Source organism: Desulfonatronospira thiodismutans ASO3-1 (genome assembly GCF_000174435.1).
GTDB classification, from domain to species: Bacteria; Desulfobacterota; Desulfovibrionia; order Desulfovibrionales; family Desulfonatronovibrionaceae; genus Desulfonatronospira; species Desulfonatronospira thiodismutans.
Genome location: NZ_ACJN02000003.1, coordinates 56,036 through 78,241, shown reverse-complemented (window position 1 = coordinate 78,241; position 22,206 = coordinate 56,036). Strand labels below are relative to the sequence as shown.

Annotated in this window: 23 protein-coding genes; 16 read left to right on the top strand and 7 right to left on the bottom strand. The window is 52.4% G+C overall.

Going from position 1 to position 22,206, the window contains the following annotated elements:
• The first annotated feature begins 46 nt into the window (after positions 1 to 46).
• Positions 47 to 1,423 (top strand): heterodisulfide reductase-related iron-sulfur binding cluster, encoded by a 1,377-nt coding sequence (locus tag DTHIO_RS19870; RefSeq protein ID WP_008870565.1) that lies wholly within the window; start codon positions 47 to 49, stop codon positions 1,421 to 1,423.
• Positions 1,424 to 1,564: 141 nt separating this feature from the next.
• Here DTHIO_RS19870 and DTHIO_RS12120 read toward each other — a convergent pair whose 3' ends face one another.
• Both DTHIO_RS12120 and DTHIO_RS21705 read right to left on the bottom strand, forming a co-directional pair.
• Complete coding sequence (locus DTHIO_RS12120; RefSeq protein WP_144311529.1) at positions 1,565 to 2,185, bottom strand: SagB/ThcOx family dehydrogenase; 621 nt, start codon at positions 2,183 to 2,185, stop codon at positions 1,565 to 1,567.
• Positions 2,186 to 2,189: 4 nt separating this feature from the next.
• Positions 2,190 to 2,390 (bottom strand): hypothetical protein, encoded by a 201-nt coding sequence (locus DTHIO_RS21705; RefSeq protein WP_161598671.1) that lies wholly within the window; start codon positions 2,388 to 2,390, stop codon positions 2,190 to 2,192.
• 30 nt (positions 2,391 to 2,420) lie between these two features.
• On the opposite strand from DTHIO_RS21705, the gene flgF reads away from it, so the two are divergent.
• From flgF to fliW, 11 genes are all read left to right on the top strand, one after another.
• Positions 2,421 to 3,206 carry a flagellar basal-body rod protein FlgF gene (gene flgF, locus DTHIO_RS12115; protein ID WP_008870563.1) on the top strand — a complete coding sequence of 262 codons (786 nt, stop codon included), beginning with the start codon at positions 2,421 to 2,423 and terminating at the stop codon, positions 3,204 to 3,206.
• Between the two features lie 47 nt (positions 3,207 to 3,253).
• Positions 3,254 to 4,036, top strand: a complete 783-nt coding sequence (gene flgG, locus DTHIO_RS12110) for a flagellar basal-body rod protein FlgG (RefSeq protein ID WP_008870562.1) — start codon at positions 3,254 to 3,256, stop codon at positions 4,034 to 4,036.
• A 95-nt stretch (positions 4,037 to 4,131) separates the two neighbouring features.
• Positions 4,132 to 5,115, top strand: a complete 984-nt coding sequence (flgA, locus tag DTHIO_RS12105; RefSeq protein WP_008870561.1) for a flagellar basal body P-ring formation chaperone FlgA — start codon at positions 4,132 to 4,134, stop codon at positions 5,113 to 5,115.
• Between the two features lie 20 nt (positions 5,116 to 5,135).
• Positions 5,136 to 5,837, top strand: coding sequence for a flagellar basal body L-ring protein FlgH (locus DTHIO_RS12100; protein ID WP_008870560.1), 702 nt, complete (start codon positions 5,136 to 5,138; stop codon positions 5,835 to 5,837).
• Positions 5,838 to 5,870: 33 nt separating this feature from the next.
• On the top strand, positions 5,871 to 6,983 hold the full coding sequence (locus DTHIO_RS12095) for a flagellar basal body P-ring protein FlgI (RefSeq protein WP_008870559.1): 1,113 nt from the start codon (positions 5,871 to 5,873) through the stop codon (positions 6,981 to 6,983).
• Between the two features lie 2 nt (positions 6,984 to 6,985).
• Positions 6,986 to 8,065 (top strand): peptidoglycan DD-metalloendopeptidase family protein, encoded by a 1,080-nt coding sequence (locus DTHIO_RS19865; RefSeq protein ID WP_008870558.1) that lies wholly within the window; start codon positions 6,986 to 6,988, stop codon positions 8,063 to 8,065.
• A gap of 191 nt (positions 8,066 to 8,256) precedes the next feature.
• On the top strand, positions 8,257 to 8,727 hold the full coding sequence (flgN, locus tag DTHIO_RS12085) for a flagellar export chaperone FlgN (protein ID WP_008870557.1): 471 nt from the start codon (positions 8,257 to 8,259) through the stop codon (positions 8,725 to 8,727).
• Positions 8,727 to 10,832 carry a flagellar hook-associated protein FlgK gene (flgK, locus tag DTHIO_RS12080; RefSeq protein WP_008870556.1) on the top strand — a complete coding sequence of 702 codons (2,106 nt, stop codon included), beginning with the start codon at positions 8,727 to 8,729 and terminating at the stop codon, positions 10,830 to 10,832. Before flgN ends, flgK begins: the two co-directional genes overlap by 1 nt.
• 17 nt (positions 10,833 to 10,849) lie before the next feature.
• The gene (flgL, locus tag DTHIO_RS19860; RefSeq protein WP_008870555.1) at positions 10,850 to 12,787 is read left to right on the top strand and encodes a flagellar hook-associated protein FlgL; all 1,938 of its coding nucleotides are present in this window, start codon (positions 10,850 to 10,852) and stop codon (positions 12,785 to 12,787) included.
• Positions 12,788 to 12,797: 10 nt separating this feature from the next.
• Complete coding sequence (csrA, locus tag DTHIO_RS12065; RefSeq protein ID WP_008870554.1) at positions 12,798 to 13,040, top strand: carbon storage regulator CsrA; 243 nt, start codon at positions 12,798 to 12,800, stop codon at positions 13,038 to 13,040.
• A complete protein-coding gene (gene fliW / locus DTHIO_RS12060; RefSeq protein WP_008870553.1) occupies positions 13,013 to 13,492 on the top strand; it encodes a flagellar assembly protein FliW in 480 nt (159 codons plus the stop codon). Before csrA ends, fliW begins: the two co-directional genes overlap by 28 nt.
• Here the strand turns inward: fliW and flgM are convergent.
• A complete protein-coding gene (flgM, locus tag DTHIO_RS12055; protein WP_008870552.1) occupies positions 13,479 to 13,796 on the bottom strand; it encodes a flagellar biosynthesis anti-sigma factor FlgM in 318 nt (105 codons plus the stop codon). The two genes, fliW and flgM, sit on opposite strands and share 14 nt — an antisense overlap.
• A gap of 149 nt (positions 13,797 to 13,945) precedes the next feature.
• Positions 13,946 to 14,362: a DVU0524 family FlgM-associated protein gene (locus tag DTHIO_RS12050; protein ID WP_008870551.1), complete on the bottom strand. Its 417-nt coding sequence runs from the start codon at positions 14,360 to 14,362 to the stop codon at positions 13,946 to 13,948.
• A 719-nt stretch (positions 14,363 to 15,081) separates the two neighbouring features.
• Here DTHIO_RS12050 and DTHIO_RS12045 point away from each other — a divergent pair.
• The 4 genes from DTHIO_RS12045 to DTHIO_RS12030 are packed head-to-tail and all read left to right on the top strand — an operon-like array spanning position 15,082 to position 21,049.
• A complete protein-coding gene (locus tag DTHIO_RS12045; protein ID WP_161598670.1) occupies positions 15,082 to 15,891 on the top strand; it encodes an NAD(+)/NADH kinase in 810 nt (269 codons plus the stop codon).
• Positions 15,892 to 15,893: 2 nt separating this feature from the next.
• Positions 15,894 to 17,669 (top strand): ARMT1-like domain-containing protein, encoded by a 1,776-nt coding sequence (locus DTHIO_RS12040; RefSeq protein WP_008870549.1) that lies wholly within the window; start codon positions 15,894 to 15,896, stop codon positions 17,667 to 17,669.
• Positions 17,656 to 18,900 carry a murein transglycosylase A gene (mltA, locus tag DTHIO_RS12035; protein ID WP_008870548.1) on the top strand — a complete coding sequence of 415 codons (1,245 nt, stop codon included), beginning with the start codon at positions 17,656 to 17,658 and terminating at the stop codon, positions 18,898 to 18,900. Before DTHIO_RS12040 ends, mltA begins: the two co-directional genes overlap by 14 nt.
• Positions 18,887 to 21,049 carry a RelA/SpoT family protein gene (locus DTHIO_RS12030; RefSeq protein WP_008870547.1) on the top strand — a complete coding sequence of 721 codons (2,163 nt, stop codon included), beginning with the start codon at positions 18,887 to 18,889 and terminating at the stop codon, positions 21,047 to 21,049. Before mltA ends, DTHIO_RS12030 begins: the two co-directional genes overlap by 14 nt.
• A gap of 90 nt (positions 21,050 to 21,139) precedes the next feature.
• On the opposite strand, the gene DTHIO_RS22720 is transcribed toward DTHIO_RS12030, so the two are convergent.
• From DTHIO_RS22720 to DTHIO_RS12020, 3 genes are all read right to left on the bottom strand, one after another.
• Complete coding sequence (locus tag DTHIO_RS22720) at positions 21,140 to 21,265, bottom strand: hypothetical protein (RefSeq protein WP_279614626.1); 126 nt, start codon at positions 21,263 to 21,265, stop codon at positions 21,140 to 21,142.
• An 8-nt stretch (positions 21,266 to 21,273) separates the two neighbouring features.
• A complete protein-coding gene (locus tag DTHIO_RS12025) occupies positions 21,274 to 21,693 on the bottom strand; it encodes an FKBP-type peptidyl-prolyl cis-trans isomerase (RefSeq protein ID WP_008870546.1) in 420 nt (139 codons plus the stop codon).
• A gap of 134 nt (positions 21,694 to 21,827) precedes the next feature.
• A complete protein-coding gene (locus DTHIO_RS12020; protein WP_008870545.1) occupies positions 21,828 to 22,205 on the bottom strand; it encodes a DnaJ family domain-containing protein in 378 nt (125 codons plus the stop codon).
• Position 22,206: the final 1 nt, after the last annotated feature.

Below are 22,206 nucleotides of genomic sequence, written 5' to 3'. Positions count from 1 at the left end.
CCGTGCAAGGTCGCGGAAAAAGTCTATATAATCAAGGATCAAGCAAGTGTCTGAATCTCCTGAAAATAAAGCCCGGTATGTCCTGGAGCGCTGTGCAGACTGTGACGAATGTCGCACCATGATGACCGATGTCTGTCCTTTTTTCCAGGAACTTTACCGCCTGTTCGATGACATGCAGGAAACGGGCAGGAGTCCTGGATCTAAGGACCTGCGTCTTATGGTGGATCGCTGCAACTTCTGCGCCCTTTGCCCCTGCCCGGAGATCCGCAACCGCATTCTGGATGCCAAAAGCTCCTTTATAGAGCGAGACAAAATGAGCCCGGCCCTGAAAATTATTCAGGACGTTGAAAAATGGGCCGGTAAGATGACCCGTGTCCCTTCTCTTGCAAACCTGCTGCTCCAGGGCAGGCTTGCCTCAAATCTTCTTAAAAAATCCGCCGGACTGCACCCGGACAGGGATATACCCAGAATTCCTGAGCAGGACCTGGATTCATGGACCAGAAAAAAGGGCATTGCTGATACATCTTGTGCAGACACTCCGGGAGCAGCCCTTTTTGCCGGCTGCTCAGCCAGGTTCTTTTTTCCGGAAGCGGCCAGAGCCGCCGTGGGCATCCTGCAGAGAAACAATATCAGTGTGTATTATCCAGAGCAGAACTGCTGCGCTATGCCGGTGATGCTGGAAGGGGACCGGGATCTGACCCTGAAGATGATGCAGCGCAACCTGGAAAGCCTGACCCGGACCCTGGATGCCGGGCACGATATAGTTTGCTCCTGTCCCACCTGCGGGTACATGTTCCGGGAGCTTTTGAGGGAGAAGGCCTACTACTCCAGGGAGTACCAGGAGGCGGCCGGGGCGAATGATACTTATATGCTGGTCCCCAGGGACAACAGGCCGCCTCCCATGGACCAGAGAGAGCACAAGCGTCTTCTGCGCATGATATACGGGTCAATTTTCAAAGATGACGGCCTTTTTTCGGTATTTCCGGCTATGCAGCGCATACGTGTGGCTGAAAGCGTCTATGACATGGGGGAGTATCTGCTTGGGCTCTATAAAAAAGGCAGCCTGGATACAGATATGGCAGCGGTGAATAAAAGAGCGGCCTATTTTCCACCTTGTCACCTGCGCAAGCAGGGTATAGGCTCGCCTTATGTGCAGCTTTTAAAGCTCATACCCGGCCTGGAGGTGCAGGAAATCAAAGGGTCCAACCTGTGCTGCGGTATGGCCGGCATCATGGGCTTTAAACAGGATTTTCACCAGCCTTCCCTGGAGATGGGCAGGCCCCTGATGCAGAAGGTCCAGGACATGCAGCCGGATATTCTTCTCTGCGACTGCCTGAGCTGCAGGCTGCAGTTCAGCCACAATCTCTCCATTCCTTTGGCCCATCCCCTGGAAGTACTCTACGAAGCCAGCCGGAAAAGATGATCCTGCCTGATGAAAATCAGCTGCAGGAATTTGTCTCTGCAGCATTTTATTCCTGAATATTCGTTTACAGGGCGTACAGCTGCCCGGCTGATATGCTGGGCAAGCAGCATATCAGCCGGAAAAGGGCGAGGCGTCAACTATCTATCTCCCCACGGGCATGAGATACATTGGGACTTCTTTGTCTTCCAGACCCAGGGCACTTTGAACCCCGGAATCGTCAAAAGCGCCTATGACCACTGTCCCCAGACCCAGGGTCTCGGCCTGCAGATGGATATTCTGCCCTGCGTGGCCCACTTCCATGTGTACGTACTGCTTTCCCCTGTCTCCATACCTTACGGTGGTCCGTTCATAAACTCCGGCAATAACCACCACTGCCGGAGCATCCCTTACCGGAGACTGGCCCAGGGCGCTTCGATGCAGGTCGCCCTGCACGTTGCCGTCCTTTTCTTTTTTAAGCCTGTGTTCTTTGGGCAGGTAGCGGTAAACGCCCGGGTCCAGCCCTTCTACATCGCCAGCCACCAGGAATACCTCCAGAGGAAAAAGGGCCCCGGCGGAAGGGGCGGTGCGAAAGTCTCGCTGGGGTCTGTTGACCCCTTGCGCAGCCCACAACAGCTGGGCTGCTTCCTCCATTTTGAGAGGCTTGTCAGCATAAGACCTGGTGGACTTACGCTTGCTTAAAGCCTGTTCCAGGCTTGTTTCTCCTTGTGTAGTGAATTCAGGAAGTTCTACTGTTTCCTGGGCTGCGGCTTTCTTGAAAAACATACTCTCACCTCCTTGCAGGCAAAATCCGGCCAAAAGGCTCAGGTTCAATCCTGCCGCCATCAGAAAAATTTTCCCCAAGCGGGCAAATGTCCATGTCATGATTAACCTCCGGGGTTTGTATGATTCTATTGTTAAAAATTAAAACAAGACGCGCCTGCAGGTCAAGGAGTTGCTGTAAAGTATGACAGTCTTTTTTGGCCTGCAATTTGCTTTAATCAGTGCAGGAGGAAAAAATATGCAGGATGAAATGTACAGTGCTTTTTTCGGAGCCATGAGCCAGGAAGCCAAGATGAATACCATCACCAATAATCTGGCCAATGTGAACACCACCGGTTACAAGCGCGACAAAATAGCCTTTGAGGATGTTTTTACCCGTTATGCCTCTGATTACGGCGATCCCAACATGACCCTGGAAGACCGCCTGCCCTGGCCTGAGTCCAAGCTGCGCAGTCAGACCAGGCCCAGTCCTGTGCACCTGGACCTGCAGGACGGAGACATGAGAAAGACCGGCAATCCCCTGGATCTGGCCATTTCCGGGGAGGGTTTTTTCGAGGTGACCACTCCGGAAGGAGAGACCGCCTACACCCGCAATGGGTCTTTTTTACGCAATCCTGAGACAGGCCATCTGGTTACAGGCCAAAATTTTGAATTGCAGGGTGAAGGAGGCCCCATAGAGATCCCTGAAGACGCTTCAAACATAGCTATTGGTGAAAACGGCGAAGTGCTGGCGGACGGAGATCTTCTGGATGTCATTAACCTGACCACGTTTACCGATTTAAACGCCCTGGAGAAGAAGGGCAGGCAACTGGTCCAGGTGAAGGACGGAGCTGATTCGGCCCCCATACCTGCTGAAGATGCCCGCATTGAGCAGGGATACCTGGAAAATTCCAACGTGGATCCTGTATATGAAATGGTCAATATGATCAGTACCATGCGCAATTTTGAGGCCCTGCAGAAGATGATGACCAGCTCCCATGAAAAGGATCAGCAGCTGATCCAGCAGGTGGGAACTGTCAGATAAATGGCAATAAACGAATTTTATAAAGCAAACACAATGGAGAAAGCCTTATGATGCGATCGCTCTGGACAGCAGCAACCGGCATGGCCGCCCAGCAGATGAATATTGACGTCACCTCCAACAACCTGGCCAATGTCAACACCGACGGCTTCAAGAAAAGCCAGGCCCAGTTCGAGGATCTCATGTACCAGACCCTGAAGGTGGCCGGAACCGAAAATCTGACTGGTGACAGGGTACCCACCGGCCTGCAGGTAGGTATGGGTACGAATCCCCTGTCAGTGCACAAGATTTTTACTCAGGGTGATTATAAACAGACCGGCAACCCTCTGGATCTGACCATAGAAGGGGATGGTTTTTTTCAGGTTATGGCCAATGACGAGGTCAGATACACCAGGGCCGGCTCATTCAAGCCCGACCAGGACGGGCGTATTGTCACAGCCAATGGATACCCTCTGCAGCCCGAGTTTCATATACCTGAGGATACGGCCAGGGTACATGTGGATGAACAGGGCAATATAGTCTGCGTTGATGGTGATGACAATGTAATAGCGGAAGGCGAGATACCAATTTACAGGTTTATGAATCCTGCAGGCTTAAACAGTGCAGGACGAAATCTCTATTCAGAAACTGAAGCATCTGGTCCGGCCACTGAAGGTGTACCTGGGGAAGAAAATTTCGGAAGTATCCGGTCCGGCGCCCTGGAGAGTTCCAACGTGGAGATAGTGGACGAAATGGTGAATATGATCATAGGACAAAGGGCCTACGAGATAAACTCCAAGGCCATTCAGACTTCGGATCAGATGCTGCAGATGGCCAATCAGATGAAGAGGTAGTTTTTAGATAGCACTGAGAGAGATGATTCAAGATTACAACTATACCTTTGGACTGGATGTTGCTGTAACTTATGAAGCAGGTTGCAGGTGAGGTTATGAACAAAGAAAAATTTATGAAGACAAAAATACTGAGCTGCTGCATGGCAGCTGCAATGTTTTTTTTGTTGTTATCCAGCCCGGCCTGGGCCGGGGAAGGCCTGTTCTGGATTGATGAACACGTGGCTGTTTCCGGAGATGTAATCACTTTCGGAGAAATTGCCACTCCTAGAAACTCCGAGGCTGAACAGTACTGGTCGGATATAAAGGACACCGAACTCTGGAGAGCTCCGAATGCCGGGCAAAGGATAGTCCTGGACCGGGCCAGGGTGCAGGAGCGCCTGGAGGTGACCCTGGGAGAACTGGCCGAGGCCAGTATTATCCCCAGGGAGATAATTTTTCAGCGCGGCAGAAGGGTCCTGGATGACGACAAGCTGGAGAGGATGGTCCGGGATTATATAGGACCCAAAGTAACCTCCCAGGGAGAGAGGATTGAATTTCGTGATTTTCGCATGCCCTCGCCCATTTTTCTGGAAAATCCGTACGAGGAAGTAGAGATTGAAAGCGTACGTGATCCCGGACCGGGCCGCAACAGTCTTCGATTTGTTGTGCGCGACGGACACGGGGAAGTAGTCAGGAGGCATACAGGAAACGTTTTTGTTGACGTCTGGGTGACAGTGGCCTGCGCTGAGCGCCCACTGAACCGGGGTGACGTTATTGAGCCGGGGGATGTTCGTTTTGAGGAGAAGAACCTTGCTTATATTCGTCGCGAAGTATGGGACGGTGAGAGCGGTCCCTGGCGCATCAGATCCTCTATAGGACAGGGCCAGCCCATCTATAAAAGGCACCTGGAACCGGTGCCCATGGTCAGCAGAGGGGCAAAGGTGGATATGGTCTATGAAGGCAATCACCTGACTCTGGTTGTACCGGGCGAGGTCCTGGAAGATGGTCAGAGAGGTGACCGGATCATGGTCCGCAATATGCAAAGTGAAAAGGAAGTCCGGGCTACGGTTGAGAGCAGCGGCAGGGTAACCACAAGGTAAAACTGATAATGGAGCCAACCATGAAATCTTATAAGTTGATAATTATAGTTGCCATGGCCTTTTTCCTGGGGGCCTGCGCCCCGGCGCAGAAAAAGTCCACGCCCATGCCCTCCTACGGACCGGAACAGTATCCTGATCCTGGGGCTGTAACTGAAGCGGATTCTCCATCCCTTTTTCAGCCCAATCGCACCCAGTTCCTGTTCGGGGACAACCGGGCCAGGAACGTGGGAGATATTGTCACCGTGCACATTGAAGAGTCCTCGGATGCTGAAAGCAGGGCTAATACGGAATATGATAGAGACAGCACTATGGACCTTAGTTCCATGCCTATTAGTGCAGCAACAGGGGCAATTTTTCCAGGCGCAGGCACCCCAGGCGAGATGCAGCAACAGTTTCAATCACAATCAGATAGAGATTTTGAAGGCGACGGCACCACTTCCAGGGGTTCAGATGTCCAGGCCAGTGTCTCGGCCAGGGTAGTGGAGGTGCTGGACGGCGGAGTGATGCATGTTGAGGGGGCCAGGCAGATCAAGGTGAACAATGAAACCCAGATTATCGCTGTCCGAGGCCTGGTGCGCTCCAGGGACGTGGATTCCAACAATTCAGTATCTTCCACCCAGCTGGCAGATGCCCAGATCGAGATGTACGGCGAAGGCATCCTGGCTGACCAGCAGCGCCCGGGATGGCTTACAAGAGTACTGGGCAGGGTATGGCCGTTTTAACGGTTTACAGGCAAAAGCAAAAAAGGACCGATTATGATTATACCGGGAAAAGCCAAAGCAGTATTTCTGGCAGTAGTGGCGGTATTTGTCCTGGGGATATGGGACAGCGCCCAGGCGGTGCGCTTAAAGGATGTGGCCACCTTCAGCGGGGTGCGCGAAAACCAGCTGGTGGGTTACGGCTTAGTGGTGGGTCTGGACGGCAGCGGTGACAGCCAGGCCTCGCCTTTTACTCTGCGCTCCATGTCCAACATGCTGGAAGGCATGGGGGTCAGCGTCAATCCCGCCGATCTGCAGCCGGATAACGTGGCCGCGGTCATGGTCACAGCCAACATGCCGTCTTCGGCAAGACCCGGAAGCAAGATGGACGTGACTGTTTCCTCCATGGGGGATGCAGACAGTCTTATGGGCGGAGTGCTTATTCAGACGCCGCTCAGCGGGATCGACGGCAATACTTACGCCCTGGCCCAGGGGCAGCTCACCGTGGGAGGATACTCCGTTGAAGGTGATGCTGCGGAAATTACCACCGGCGTTCCCACCGGAGCCCGGATTCCCGGGGGAGCCACCGTGGAAAGGGAGGTACCTTACAGGTTCAACACTCAGGATGATATAGTGGTCAACCTGAATATGCAGGATTTCTCCACCACCTCCCAGGTCACTGAAAGCATAAACGAACATTTCGGACAGAACCTGGCCCATGCCAAGGACAATTCCACCATCCGCGTGGATATCCCTGATGGTTTTCAGGGCAATCTGGTACCTTTTATGGCCGCCCTGGAAAATCTGCAGGTCTCTCCGGACAGTCCGGCCAGGGTGGTTGTGGATGAAAAGACCGGGACCGTGGTCATAGGCGAAAATGTACGCCTGTCCAAGGTGGCCGTATCCCACGGATCTCTGACGGTCATGGTCAGAGAAATGCCCGATGTTTTCATGCCGCTGCCCTTTACCGACGCTCCTCCGGTAATAGCCCCGGAGACAGAGATAGATATTGTGGAGGAAGAGCAACACTTGACCATTATCGAGGGCGCGACCATCAACGAGCTGGTGGAAGGCCTCAATGCCATAGGGGCAACGCCCAGGGACCTTATATCCATTTTGCGCACGCTTAAGGCATCAGGTGCGCTGCACGCTGAACTCGAGGTGATCTGATCATGAGCTCCGCTATATCAAACCAGGGAATGGACCAGCTGCATCAGGGTCGCTCCAGCAGCCGGGACGCAGAAGTAAAAAGCCTTCAGGACAGGTTCGGCTCCGGTAAAGGCGATAAAGAGGAACTGCGCAAGGCCAGTCAGGAGTTTGAAGCCATCTTCATTCAACGTATGTGGGAACAGATGCGCGAAACCGTTCCCCAGGACGGATATCTGCACAGCGATGAAAAAGAGATGTATATGTCCATGTTTGATGAAAAGGTCTCCGTGGAGATGGCCAAAAGCGGCGGCATAGGCCTGGCTGATATGATTTTCGATCAGTTAAGCGGCCAGGTGGAAAAGTCCAATATGGATGCCAGTTCCGATACTCTGCCAAGCATGGGCCAGGAGCCCCAGGGGCAAAATTTTCCTACCCTGGAAGAAGAGGATAATCCAAGGGATGATACCGAGCACAACCTTCGGGTCCAGAGAATCCTGGATATGAACATTCCTTCGGATAGAAAGGCCGAGATGCTGGCCGGGCAGATAGAGGCCGCCTTTGGCGGTAAGAAGCCCGAAGTTCCTGAGCTGAAGCCTGCCAGCGAACCCCCGGATTCTCTGGAGTCTCTGGAAGCTGCGCAGCCTGTGGAAAAAGATGGAGAAGATGATCCTCAGTCTTTGCCCCCGTTGCAGTATCCAGTGCAGGGACAGGTCAGCTCGGATTTCGGCTGGCGGGAGGACCCTTTTACCGGTGAGCAGGCCTGGCATGCAGGAATTGATTTTGCAGTAGAAGAGGGGACTCCGGTAAAGGCAGGCTGGCCTGGTGAAGTCGTCTTTGCCGACAAGGACGGAGGTTACGGCAATAAAGTGATCCTTGAACATCCCAATGGATGGAAGACGGTTTATGCCCACAACAGCAAAAACCTGGTCCAGGAAGGGGATAGAGTTGACCAGGGCCAGGAAATAGCCAGATCGGGTAATACAGGCAGGTCCACAGGTCCGCACCTGCATTTCGAGGTGAGGCAGGGGGATATGGCCTGGGATCCCAACCTGATAAAGGATCGCATGCTTGCAGGACTGGATATAGGACACACGGAATCATAGGTGAGTAATCGTTCACGGGGCTCTCAATGGTGATGCTGGCACTCGGCCTGGGGTCTGTCCCTTGCTAAGTGCTATTGGTGCAGATGCATAAAATTTCGCGTTGGTACTTTTTTTGTTGGTGCTGAAAGTTGGTTGCGGGGACTGTCCCCAGGCCGGTTTCCGGCCCTGAATGGTTACGTAGGAGGTTTGTCATGGATATAATGGCCGGGCTGAAACGTCAAAAGCTGGCATTGAAGCTGCTTCATCTCCTGCTGCAGGAGGAGTATGCTGCTCTTATGAACAACCAGCCGGACAAGGTGTCCTCCCTGGAGTTTTCCCTGCAGGAACTGGTGCGTCAGATGATCCGGGAAAAGGAAGACGTGATAAATGCGGTCCAGGAAGCAGGATTCGAAGGTCTGGGAGATTATATTTCCAGCCTGGATAAAAAAAGAGCTCAGAAACACATGGACCTGATGAACCAGTTGCAGGACGAAGAAAAAAAGATGGCCCTGCAGGCGATGAAAAACGCCACCATGGCCAAAGCCCTTTCCGATCAGAGCACGGCCCTGGCCAGGGAGTTCTTTCAGCAGGTTTCACCCAGAAAACCGGATACTTATTCGGCTGATGGGCGAAGATACGCTGAATTGAGCAGAGAAGGAGGGTTCATCAGGGGGAGGATGTAATGTCAGGCATTCATGCACTTATGAATTCAGGCCGGACGGCTCTTTTTGCCAACCAGAGCGCCATTCAGACCACCGGCAACAACATAGCCAACGTCAATACTGAAGGCTACCGGCGCAGGGAGGTCCGCCTGGAAGAAGCCATGGCCCTGGATACGGCTCCGGGCCAGATCGGCACCGGGGTCAACGCCAAGGAGGTGTTCCGGCATTTTGATTCTTTCATAGAGACTCAGTATAACGACAAGTCCTCTGACAGGGAAATGTGGCAGACCATGCATGAGCAGCTTTCCAGCCTGGAAGCCCTTTTCAACGAGAGCCGCGAGGGCCGGATGAACGAGGCCTTGGCTGATTTCTGGAAGGACTGGCAGGAGCTGTCCAAAAGACCTGACGACAACAATGTCCGCACGGCTCTTTTGGGCAATACCGGCAATCTCACCCAGGCCTTCAGGTCCATGGATCAGGACCTGACCAAAAACCGGGAGCAGATGGACGAGTTTATAAGCCAGGATGTAGACCGGGTAAACGATATCCTGGAGGAAATCGCGGAAATCAACAAGTTGATCAATGTCCGGGAGGTTCCGGGCAAGGTCAACCTCAACGAGCTGCGGGACAAGCGCGATCTCCTGGTCCGTGAACTGGCCGAGAAAGTGGATATCAACTATATGGACAAGGGCGGCGGCGACGTAACCATCCAGACCAAGGCCGGCCATACCCTGGTGGAAGGAAGCGAGACCTACAGGCTCAAATTCGAGGACTCCAAGACCTTTTCTGATTTAAAATCGGATTTTGACGGACAGATTAAGTATAACGGCGATTCGGGATACGAATTTACCATCCAGGTGACCGAAGACGGGGAAATAGGAGGAGATGCAAAATTCAAGGTTTCCTTAGACGGAGGCAAAAACTGGCTTACTGATGATCAGGGCAATACCAGGGAATTTTCCGCAGAGGATTATGACAACCGGGTCACCCTGCCTGTGGATGATATGGAGATATGGTTTGACGATTATTCCAACAATGCACTGGCTGAAGGCGATGAATTCACCATAGTCCCCAAGAGCGGTCTTTACTGGGAGAGCAACACCTCTTCAGACATGAACATCACTCCCCAGGTCATGGGGGACGGGAACCTGAACGAAAGAAGGCTGACCGGAGGGTCCCTGGCCGGTTATTTCAATTTCCGGGATCACTACGCCGGCAAATACAGCGAAAAGCTGGACGCCCTGGCTGAGTCCCTGGCCTGGGAAGTAAACCGCATTCATTCCAATGGGGCCGGACTGGAGCACATGAAGTACGCTGAGGGCACCTACCAGGTAAACAACCTTGAAGCAGCTCTGGGCACCCCCAATGCTGGGCTTCCTCACGGAGAAAAGTTGCAGAACGGGAATTTCACTGTCCATTTTTATGATGAGGATGGGGAGGTTGAGTCTATGTCTCCAAAGTTTCCCACTCAAGATGAGATGGGGAATGATCCCGAAGATTGGACTGGAAATTTTGATCCGGACAAACACGGTTTGGATCATGTAATGAGAGCAATTAACGAATTGGACAATATCAGCGCAGAACCCGTCAACAACCGCCTAACGATTTCAGCAGATGATGATTATGAGTTTTCTTTCAGCGATGACTCCACTGGTCTGCTGGCGGGGCTGGGCATCAACACTTTCTTCCAGGGTCATGATGCGTCCAGCCTGGCTGTCAACGAAAAAGTGCGCGACAATATCGCCCATATAAATGCCGGGTCGGTGAACGGAGCCGGCGAGGCCAATGTGGGGGACAATACCACAGCCAAGAACATTGCAGAACTGCAGGACAGGAAGGTGGATATAACCACCAGTTTTGAGGGCACTACATCCCAGACTATCCAGGAATATTATAATTCCCTGTCAGGAAATGTCGGATCGGATACCAGCATGACCAAGTTCAACGCCGATTACAACAAGTCGCTGACCGACGACCTGGACCGCAGGCAGCAGGAAAAGTCCGGTGTGAACCTGGACGAAGAGATGAGCAACCTCATCAAGTACCAGCATTCATACCAGGCCGCGGCCAGGATGATCAGTACTGCGGATCAGATGATGCAGACCTTGCTTGGCCTTAAGATGTAAACCAGGGGTACAGAGTTATGCGAGTTTCCCACAGCATGATGTATGACAATTTCATGCAGAACATGAACCGGTCCACCACCGAACTTATGGAGCTGAACAAGCAGGCCTCCAGTCAGAAAAAGGTGAACAAGCCTTCGGACGACCCTGTGGGCATGTCCAGGATTCTCGGTTACCGTGATTCCATATCCGCCCTGGATCAGTACCAGTCCAACGTGGATACGGCCAAAGGGTGGCTCAACCTGGCAGACGAAACCCTGATGCAGGCCAGTAACCTGCTTATCCGGGCCAAAGAACTGGCCGAGCAGGGTGCTACAGGTACCCTGAGCCCTGAGCAACGGGAGATCCTGGCCGGTGAAGTAGAGCAGGTCTTCGACCAGATGCTCAACCTGGCCAATACAAGGTACGAGGGCAAAAGCATCTTTGCCGGGCACAAGACCGATGGTTCAGCTTTTGAGAAGCTTGAAAAGGGAAGCGTTGAAAGCAACCAGGACCAGTTACCGGACAAACTGGAGGTAGCAGATGACGATACCGGCAGTTTTGTCAGTGGACATCTAAATGAGGGTGTAAAGGTTACATTCAGCAAAGATGAGGAATATACTCTTGATCCAGACAAAATTGTTTCCGAGAAAGGCACGGATTCAGAGCGGGCTAAGCTGGAAATTGATCTTGGATATCCCCCGCCCGCGGGATTTAAGATCAATGAACTAAATCTGGTAGATGAAGACGGCAGTGGCATTAACTTGGAGGATTCTGGATTCGACAGTATTCACGCTCTGGTAGCTGCGCTTAGCGGGAACGATTATATTCATGATGTAGAATACATTGACAGTGGTGAAGATAAAGGAAAACTTATTATCTATGGAGATTCCGGGGAGGAGATTAATGTCAGTGGCGACTTTACTCTTACAGAGGTTACTTATCAGCTGGAGACCATGGACGGTAAGCAAATAAGCGAGGATCCACAAAGGCTGCAGTGGGATGAGGACCGAGATGCCTACAAAATTCAGTTCAGTATGGAAGATGACGAGGAGAATGAAGAAGATCAAGAACAGATTACAATAAGATTTGATCCTGATTTTGACCCCCTTGATTCCGGACAGATAAGTTTTGATGAGGATGACGATCCAAAGCTGTGGTTCATGCCCACCCGGCCGGCGGTGGAATACAAGGGAGATGACGAGGATACCAATAACTTTTCAGTGTATGCAGAGAAGCTGGAAAAGGATGATGTGGAAGTCTTTGGCTCCTTTGATAAGAACGTAAATCTGCGGATAGACAAAAAGATTGATGAAGATGGCAATGTCGAAGGCGAGGATGCTGACTACAGCGGAGGAGATCTGGCCAGAATAGAATATTCCTACAGCCTGGACGGCGGATCCACCTGGAACGAAGGCAATACTACCACCAACAACAGGTTTATGGTTCCGGGCGGAAGAGTGGAAGTAGAGGATGATCTGGATAGACTGTCAACTGGCGACCAGATAAATATCCGTCCGCACAAGGCGTCCATCAACTTCGAGATTTCAGCCGGGGATAATATCCAGGTCAATGGCATAGGCAAGGATATCTTCGGAGGGATTTACAAAAACAGCGACGGAGAATATGTAAAAGATCCCGAGGGTCCTGAAAATGTATTCGAGACTCTGGGAGAGCTTATAGGCTACCTGGAAAACGATGACGAAGAGGGTATTCAGAGATCCCTGGCCAACATAGACGATACCCTGAAGCACATCTCTTCGGAGCTTGCCAGCGTAGGAGCGCGGGAAAACCGGCTGGATGTGGCCTCAACTGTTTTGTCCGGTCTGGAGCATAATGAAAAGGAACGGTTGAGCAAAATCGAGGATGTTGATGTGGCAGAGCTCATGTCCAGGCTCATGAACCAGCAAATGACGTACGAAGCGGTACTCAGGTCATCTTCCATGATCATGCAGATGAGCCTGGTGAACCATCTCTAAGAAGGCGGCTATGCTTATACTGACACGTCGCGCCGGGGAAAGCATTCACCTGGGCGAAGACATAATCATATCCGTGCTGAGCATGAAGGGCAAGCAGGTCAAGCTGGGAATAGAAGTGCCCGAAGACCTGCCGGTGTACCGGGAAGAGGTGTTCAAAAAGATTCAACAGGAAAACGAGCAGGCTATACTGGCCTGTTCCCAGGACTTTATGGCGGCAGCTGACTTATGGACCAGACAGAACAGAAAAAAGTAGACACAAGACTGGGACAGTTCATCCTGGAGGAGGACAAGTCCATTCACTTTCCCCGCGGTCTCATCGGGATGGAACGCTTTAAGGAGTTCGCCCTGCTGCAGATAAAGCCGGATTCGCCTTTTCTGCTGCTGCAGAGTCTGGATGATTCCAGGCTGGGCCTGCTTGTGGCTGATCCTTTCTCGTTTATCAGGGAGTTCGAGGTGCGCCTGAGCAGCGTGGAGGAGAATGTTCTTCAGGTGGAAGACAAAAAAGATCTGGCCATCATGGTTACTGTTTCCATTCCCAGCGGCAACCCAGAATCCGCCACCCTGAATCTCAGCGGTCCTATAGTGATAAATTCCAAAAAAAAGCTCGGCCTGCAGAGTGTGCAGGCCGAGCCGGGAACCAGAAGCCGGGTACTTCTTTCGGAATTAAAAAGCGTACCCGACCATTCCGATATTACTCATTTGTAGCTCCACCCATCCAGTTTTCAAGATCTTCGCGGATCATCTTCTCGGCGGTCCTGCGGGCATCCGGCTGATATGATCCGTCTGCAACCCGCTCCTTGAGATTCTGCACCTTTTCCATCCTGACTTCATCACTGTTGCCTGCCGCCTTCATGGCGGTCTGGTGCAGCTTCGCCCCCTGGGACAGGGTGACCCTGTCTCCGCTCTGGGCCTGGGATGAGCCCTGGCTGGAGCCCTTGTCCGCCTTGGTCTTTTCTGTCTTGGACTGCTCATATGTCTGAATCCCGGTGGGAAATCCTTTTATCTGCATGGGTACCTCCGTTGGTTTCGGCTGGCGCCTTACCCAATATATCGGACAAATCCGCCGCGACTTAAGCCTGAAAACAAGTTTTGCTCATCGCGGGATAAATGTCAAACATTTCAATCTCTAGCCCAGGAAAAATCTGTTTTCATGATAAATTAGAGCATTGTTTCGTTTACCTTGTCCAGGGTTATCTCCCAGAGCTTGCGAAGAATTATGTCTTTTTCCTGCATGCTCAGTTCTTCCGGGCCGTCCGCTCCGGGTTTTAAAACTTTCATGTCCTCGCCTGTGGGAGGATAATGAAAGATCAGGTCTTCATCGGTTTCCCGGCGCAGTTCGGCCTTGATCTCTTTTACTATCTGGTTCTGGGTATCGGCTGTGATCAGGTTTTCAACTATTTCTCTGGCTACTCTCTCCACCATGGCTCTTCTCTTTTTTTCTCTGGATGTTGAATGTGGGTCTTCTCCCTGGGGATCACGCAGGTATCTGGACAGCCGGGAGAGTTTACGCCCGTTGACCAGCTGGCGATCATAGTTTTGAAACATGTTTTTTACCAGGGACTGATTAATTGTCATATTTAGCCTCTTCTATTTATGTGTATCGGCAAATTATAAAATAGCTTTAGAAAAAAACCTCTTTTTTTTCCTTTTCAGGGCGCTTTGTTGAGGGACTGAGAAAGACATCTTATTTCAACTGGTTAGGCTCAACGTAAGCATTCAGGGGGTGCCGGAACCGGCCAGGGGACAGTCCCCGCGACACCTCTACTGCACAAAATAACCTGACAAACGCGAAATTGTGTGAACCTGCTCAGTTAGTGCTTAGCGGGGGACAGTCCCCAAGCCTGGTGCCAGGGACTAAAACTGAGTACCCCCTGAATGCTTACGACTCAACGGGTATTGTCTGCAGGATATTTTTTTTCATGGAGATTACCAGAGCCGGGCCAGAGATTAAGTCTGCATGAACTACTGCCGGTTTTTAAAGCGGTCTCTTGATCCCTGGATTCCTTGATCCCCAATACCTCAATTCCAGATTCCTGAATGATTCAATTTAATCCCTGCTTCCGTCTGTATAACTTATCCTTGAAGCATTCCAGGATATTGTCTACAACACATACTTTGCCCGCTGCAGGGGCCATGTGGACGGTTACCGACAGGTTTGCCTCGGTTACGGTTTATCAGTTGCCGTGTTTTTTTTATCGGTCCAATCTGTCCAGCCGGAGTATCGCTATTCATGAACCTCTAACCATGCACAACCTCACAATATGAGTATTGACAAAATTTTACTCGCCACCAAAATGGAAAGCAGAGGCGCCAGGAACATGGCCCAGGAGATCATGGCCTGGATGGAAAAAAGAAACTGCAGTTCCTGCATGGCCGCCTTTCCTTATGAAAAGGACATGGAAGACCTGCCCTGGAACACCCCTGATCTTATCCTGGTCCTGGGCGGGGATGGGACCATGCTGAGCGTGGTGCGCACCCTGCTGGACTGGCAGGTGCCCTTTCTGGGGATCAACCTGGGCAAAGTGGGGTTTCTGGCCGAGGTATCCCCCCTGACCTGGAAGGAGCAACTGAGCATGGTCCTGGAATCCGGCGGCCGGATCTCGCGCAGGATGCTGCTGGAGTACTCCATTTTCCGTGGAGGACGCAAGAGGGATACCGGGGTGGCCGTCAACGAACTGGTGGTCAGCCGGGGGGAACTGGCCAGGATAATCTCCCTGGACCTGGAGTCATCCCAGGGCGCCCTTGAATCCATACGGGCAGACGGCCTCATTGTCTCCACTCCCACAGGCTCCACAGCTTACTGTATCTCCGCCGGAGGCCCCCTGGTCCACCCGGAAATGCAGGCAATGATCCTGACCCCGGTATGCGTTTTCCTGCACGATTTCAAGCCCATGGTCATGCCGGCCTCGGAGTCCATACTGCTGCGCATCGGCAACTCCACCCAGGAAGCCTACCTGACTGTAGACGGACAGACCGGTTTTGTCCTAAAACCAGGTGATGAGCTGAGAGTCAAAAGATATCATGTGGACCTGCAGCTTCTCATGTGCCGCGATGAGGGTTTTATAAACAAGCTCAGGTATAAAAAGTTTTTTATCAGGGGGTAGAGTTGGCAAGGCTGCCGCACATTTCATCGGTTTCCAATGTATATTACGGCCAGGATCCGCACCTGGATGCCTGGCTCCTGCATTTCATGCTGGAAAACAATATCGAGCACCTGGTCAATCCCAGGGTCAACGCTTCAGCTGAACAGCTGCGGTTCATGGTGGACATCGACGAAGGCCAGCTTTTCGCTCCATGCACGGACTGGATGTTCGCCAACCTTCTGCAGACCAGGATGAGCCCGGATCTAAAAAAAGAATACCTGCAGACCTGGAAGAAGCTGATTTTTCTCATTAGAAACTATTCCAGCGACGATTTCGTCAAAAAGAAGGTCCTCTCCCTGTGCAAGCATATTCTGGGCAAGGTGCTCAGGTCGCCTTTCATGATACCTTCCAGGCTGCACAAAAGGATGCTGGATATTTTTCTCAGTCAGAACACCCTGCAGGATCCTTACCGGGAGCGCAAATGCACCTACAACCGCAGAGCTCTGGAGTTCATGCACACCCCCGGATTTTTCAGGTTTATAAGTTCCTGTCCCAGTTCCACCATGAGCTGCGAGAAGATACAGGACCTGCGCTGGGAGCTGGATCTGCTGGAACTCAAGCGTTTTTTCTGCCTGTCTACATGGGACAGCATCTGGCAAGAAGAGGATTTCGCCCCGGACCAGCAGGAGATAGAGCAGGAGCTGAGCCGAAGCTGGCAGGACTTCCGCGAGGTAATGACCAGTCTTTTCGGCCCGGAAAACGTATACCGGATCAAGATACTCTATCTCCCCAGCCAGAGCGGAGGGCTGGTCTATGATATGCAGGTGATAAAAAATCTCATCCGCCAGGGACACAAGGTGACCCTGGCCCTGAAGGAGGGATTCTACTACGAGTACCCGACTCTCTGGGATTGCTATGCAGACAGTGTGCTGGCTCATCTGCTCAGTGAAGCCAGCTTCCTGGAGGAGAGCCAGGCATCCAAAAATGATTTTCTGAAAAAACAAAGGGAAAACAACCTGGTGGTCATCTCCGACGGCAGCAGGGAGAGACTTAACCTCTACCGTACCAGTGTCACCTTCTCCCGGGCCTGGAAAGAATCTGACCTGGTGATTGCCAAGGGCCTGGGAAACTATCGCAGGCTTATCCAGAACTCTTGTGCTTTTACCCGCGATATTCTCTGCCTGTTCAGGGATGAAGATTATGAGGTGAAGTTCGAATTCAAGTCCAAAAGTTCAAGGGTGCGCAAAATTACCGAAAAGGAGATCCTGGCCAAGGCGGAAAACATCAAGAAGCAGATGGCTGAAGTCAGGAGGCAGGGGCAGAGGGTGCTGTTCTACAGCGCCATCATCGGAAGCATACCTGGACAGACCAGGACCGCCCTCAGGGTCCTCAATACCTTTGTGGACTATATTCGCAGCCGTATGTCCGGTACTTTCATCATCAATCCGGCCGAACATTTCGAGCAGGGTATGGATGGAGACGACCTGATGTACATGTGGGAGATCGTGCAGCGAAGCGGCCTCATAGATGTCTGGAGATTTCAGAGTGTGCGCGACATTGAAAAGAGCTTTGAGCTTATGGGTGAGCGTGTCCCGCCTGTCTGGGCGGGCAAGGACGCTACCTTTTCCACGGGCTGTACCAAGGAAATGCACATTGCCTTAGACGTGCAGAAAAAGTATCCGGAGATGCAGATCATCGGACCCAGCCCGGAACAGTTTTTCAGGCGCAGGGAGTACGGAGTGGGCAAGTTTTTTGACGCCAATATAGAAAAGGAACCGGAGCAGTATGCCAGTTTTTAGAAAAGCGCGGGATTTATTCACAGGCTGGCTTGCAGGATATCCTTGCTGGGCGGTGATCCCGGCCTTCCTGGTGCTTTTTCTCTGGGGGTGCGCCCCGGAAGAGCCCGTTCTGGAACCCGAGCCGGTGGATATTCCACCCCTGTTTGCACCGGTGGACGGCCGGGAAGTCGTGGGGATTGTGCAGAAAGACCTTCAGGAACAGGGCCTTGACAGCTGGGAAGACCTGGCTCCGGCCCTGGAAAAGAGCCTTGATTACGTCAGGACCAGGGACGGCGACCAAAAGGCGGTTTGCCAGCCGGAGCTTTGCCTGACCTGGTCGGATATAAAAGAAACCCTGGAACTTTTTATCCAGCTTTTGCCGGATATTGACCGCAACCCTGAACTGCTTAAACATTATTTTGATTTTTACGCGGTAAACCCTGACGTGCTTCTCACCGGCTATTACGAGCCAGAGCTTAAGGCTTCCAGGGAGAAACATGATGATTTCAGGCATCCGGTTTATGGCAGGCCGGACAACCTGAAAAGTGTTGATCTGGGCCAGTTTCACCCCCGCTGGAAAGATCAGAGGCTTTATTACAGGCTGGAGAACGGCGAAATAAAGCCCTATTACAGCAGGGGGGAGATAGAACTGGAAGACGCCCTGGCCGGACGCGACCTGGAGATAGCCTGGGTTAAGGATCCCATTGACCTGTTTTTTCTGCACATCCAGGGATCGGGAAGGCTTAAGTATCCAGGCGGAGATTACAAGCATGTCCTGTACGCCGATAGAAACGGCCATCAGTATGTTGCCCTGGGCAGGGTCCTGGTGGATCTTGGCTTTCTTGAGCAGGACGAGGTGAGCATGCAGTCCATACGGGCAGTACTTCAGGAAAACCCGGATATAAAGCATGAGCTCATGGCCAAAAATCCCAGTTATATATTTTTTCACCTGGATGACCAGGGCCCAAGAGGCTCCACGGGGCAGATACTTACCCCCTGGGTCAGCGTGGCCAGCGATCCGGAGGTTATTCCCTGGGGTTCTGTCATGATAATGGATGCAGAACTGCCGGAATACCAGGGTCAAAAGACCCACATCCAGGGGCCGGTAACCGCTCAGGATACTGGAGGAGCCATCCGGGGCAGACATCTGGATTTTTTCTGCGGTTTCGGGGAGAGGGCTGAATATATTGCCGGCAAGATGAGCGACAGGGCTGATATTTTTTTCATGGTTCGCAAATATGGTAAGAATTAACGAAATACTGGACAAGGTTTCCGGTTACCTTTCCGGGCCGGACCAGGCCCTTATACAGAAGGCGTACGTGTTTTCCGCGTCCGCCCACGCCGGACAGATACGCTTGAGCGGAGAGCCCTATCTGTCTCATCCCCTGGAAGTCTCGGACATGCTTGCCGACCTGCATCTGGATGCAGACACCATTGCTGCAGGTCTTCTGCACGATACTGTGGAGGACACCAAGGCCAGCCTGGAGGAGGTCCGGGATCAGTTCGGGGAGGAAGTAGCCAGGATAGTCAAGGGTGTGACCAAGATCGGCAAGATGAGCTTTGACTCCAAGGAGGAGGCCCAGGCCGAGAATATCCGCAAGATGATCCTGGCCATGGCCGACGACATCCGGGTCATCCTGGTCAAACTGGCCGACCGCCTGCACAATATGAAGACCCTGGAGCACCAGAGTTCATTCAAGCAAAAGGCCGTGGCCCAGGAAACCATGGACATATATGCCCCCTTGGCCAACAGGCTGGGCCTTTATCGGCTCAAGATCCAGCTGGAGGACCTGAGTCTTCGGTACATGAAGCCGGACGTCTATTTTCAGATCCAGGAAGGGGTGAACAAGCAGAAGGTCGTCGGCGAACAATATATTCAGAAGGTCTGCCAAAACATTGAGGAGATACTGGAGCAAAACTCTATTGAGGGGCGCGTTTCGGGACGCATGAAGCATATTTACAGCATCTACCACAAGATGGTGCAGCAGGGCCTGAGCCTGGACCAGGTCTTTGACATTATCGCTTTCAGGGTGCTGGTGCAGAGCATAAAGGACTGCTATGCCGTACTGGGACTGGTACACTCCATCTGGAAACCGGTGCCCGGGCGGTTCAAGGATTATATATCCATGCCCAAGGCCAATATGTACCAGAGTCTGCATACCACTGTCATCGGTCCTGACGGGGAACGTATTGAAATCCAGATCCGCACCGAGGAAATGCACAAGATGGCTGAGTTCGGGGTGGCTTCACACTGGCGCTACAAGGAGGACGGTAAAAACAGGTTCAAGGACAAGGACGCAGAGAGATTTTCCTGGCTCAGGCAGATTCTGGACTGGCAGGAAGAGCTCAAGGACCCCAGGGAGTTTATGGCCTCACTGCGCTTTGATCTTTTCGAGGACGAGGTTTACGTTTTTACTCCCCGCGGGGAGGTCAAGGAACTGCCAGAAGGGGCCACACCCATCGATTTCGCCTACATGATCCACACTGAGGTGGGGGACCGCTGTGCCGGAGCCAAGGTCAACGGTAAGCTTGTGCCCTTGAATACCGTTCTTAAGAACGGGGATACAGTAGAGATCATCACCGACCCTCACCGTCATCCCAGCCGGGACTGGCTCAGGTTAGTGAAGACCGCCAAGGCCCGCACCAGGGTCAAGCAGTGGATCCGCAACGAGGAGCGACAGCAGAGCATCGCCCTGGCCAAGGAGGTCCTGGAAAAAGAAGGCCGCAAGATGGGCATAAACATCAACAAGGTCTTAAAGCAGGGACAGCTCCAGCCCATAGCTGCGGATTTTTCGTACAAGTCGGTTGACGATCTGCTTTCAGCCGTGGGGTATGCCCGCATTACTCCCAGGCAGGTCTTAAACAGACTTCTGCCCAGGGAGGAACAGCGCCCGGCCAAGGGGGAAGCAGGCGATCAACAGGAAAAGCCGGAGGAAAAACCGGCACCACAGGTGGCCAAAAAGGAAGGGGTACAGATAAAAGGGGTGGGAGATGTCCTGGTAAGGTTTTCCAAGTGCTGCAACCCGCTTCCAGGGGACCCCATCGTGGGCTACATCAGCCGGGGAAGGGGAGTGACCATTCATACAGCGGACTGCGCCAACTGCCAGGAAATGGAGCCCGAGCGCAAGCTTGAGGTGTCCTGGGCCGGGGAGACGGACAAGGATTTTCCGGCCAAGATCAAGATGCTGTGCCAAAACCGCAAGGGCGTCCTGGCCAAGATAAGCGAGCTTTTGACCAAGGAGGACGTCAATATTGACGCAGGCACGTTCAAGTCCAATGTGGACGGAAAAACCGAGGTGGTCTTCACGATCATGGTTCAGGACTCCAATCACCTGTATTCGACCATAGAAAAGCTGCGCAAGCTGTCCGAAGTGCAGGAGGTCATACGCATTGCAGAATAGAGAACAAAGGTCAGGGATCAAAGGTCAGGGATCAGAGGACCCCGGTGAAACACGCTGAAAGAGAACCCGGTTTCACGGGGCAAGCAGAAGTCAGAGATAAGAGGGCAGCAAGCAGAAGTCAGGAGACGGGGGACGTCGCTGCGGATAAGTTCCCCTGCCGGGAAATGTAACCCCGGCAGGGATTTTTTTGTGGGTGGCCTGGCTGGTTTCAGCCATTCATCGGGCTATACCCTCTGGATCTCAAAATTCAGGTCTTCACCGGCCAGGGGATGGTTGGCGTCCAGGGTCACAGTCTCATCCTTGACTTCGACTATTACCGCCGGGAACTCCTGGCCTTCAGGGTGCTTGAGCATGAGCTGCTGGCCCACGTTCTGGGGGATTTCATCAGGAAACTTGTCCTTGGGCACATCAATAATCATGTCGTCGCGCCTGTCCCCATAGGCCTGGTCCTTGCCGATGGTAACCTGCTTGCTTTCACCCTCGTCCATATCCCGGACAGCATCCTCGATGCCAGGGATAACCTCACCTTTGCCCATGGTAAATTCCAGGGGTTCCTTGTCCTGGGAGCTGTCAAACACCGTTCCGTCATTGAGCTTTCCGGTGTAATGTACTTTTACCTGGGTGCCGTCTTCTACTTTGGACATCAATCTTCTCCTTTGGTTTTTCTCACCCCGCACTTACTTTTTCCAGAGCTGTTCCCGATTCCAGGTGCGACAGCTATGTGCAACCAGCTGACGGCCTGATTAACAAGCCGGAAAAAGTAAGTGCGGGGTGGATTTTACTTTTTATTTATCTGGACCTTATTCACGATTTTCTGGTAATATTCCTGGTGTTCTTCCAGGTTCACGGGCCGTTTGCGCATGATGTTCATCCTGGTGACCATGAGATTGAGCTTCTGGATGCGGCGGTAAGCCTCTTCTTCTTCCCGGCTGTTTTCAAGAAGTTCTCTCGTGGTGGCGATTTCTTTCTGCAGCTCCACTTCAGGTGGAGCGTAGCCTGCATTTTTAAGGATCTTGTAGGCTATTCGCATGTCCGAAGGGATGTTTGAATCATCAGCAAGATCCAGAGGCTTGCCCCGTCCAGGCAGGTTTTCAAAATCTCCCTTCTTCAGGGCCTCCAGAATCCTTTCCTCGGCTTTTTGGGCAAAGATGTCCACT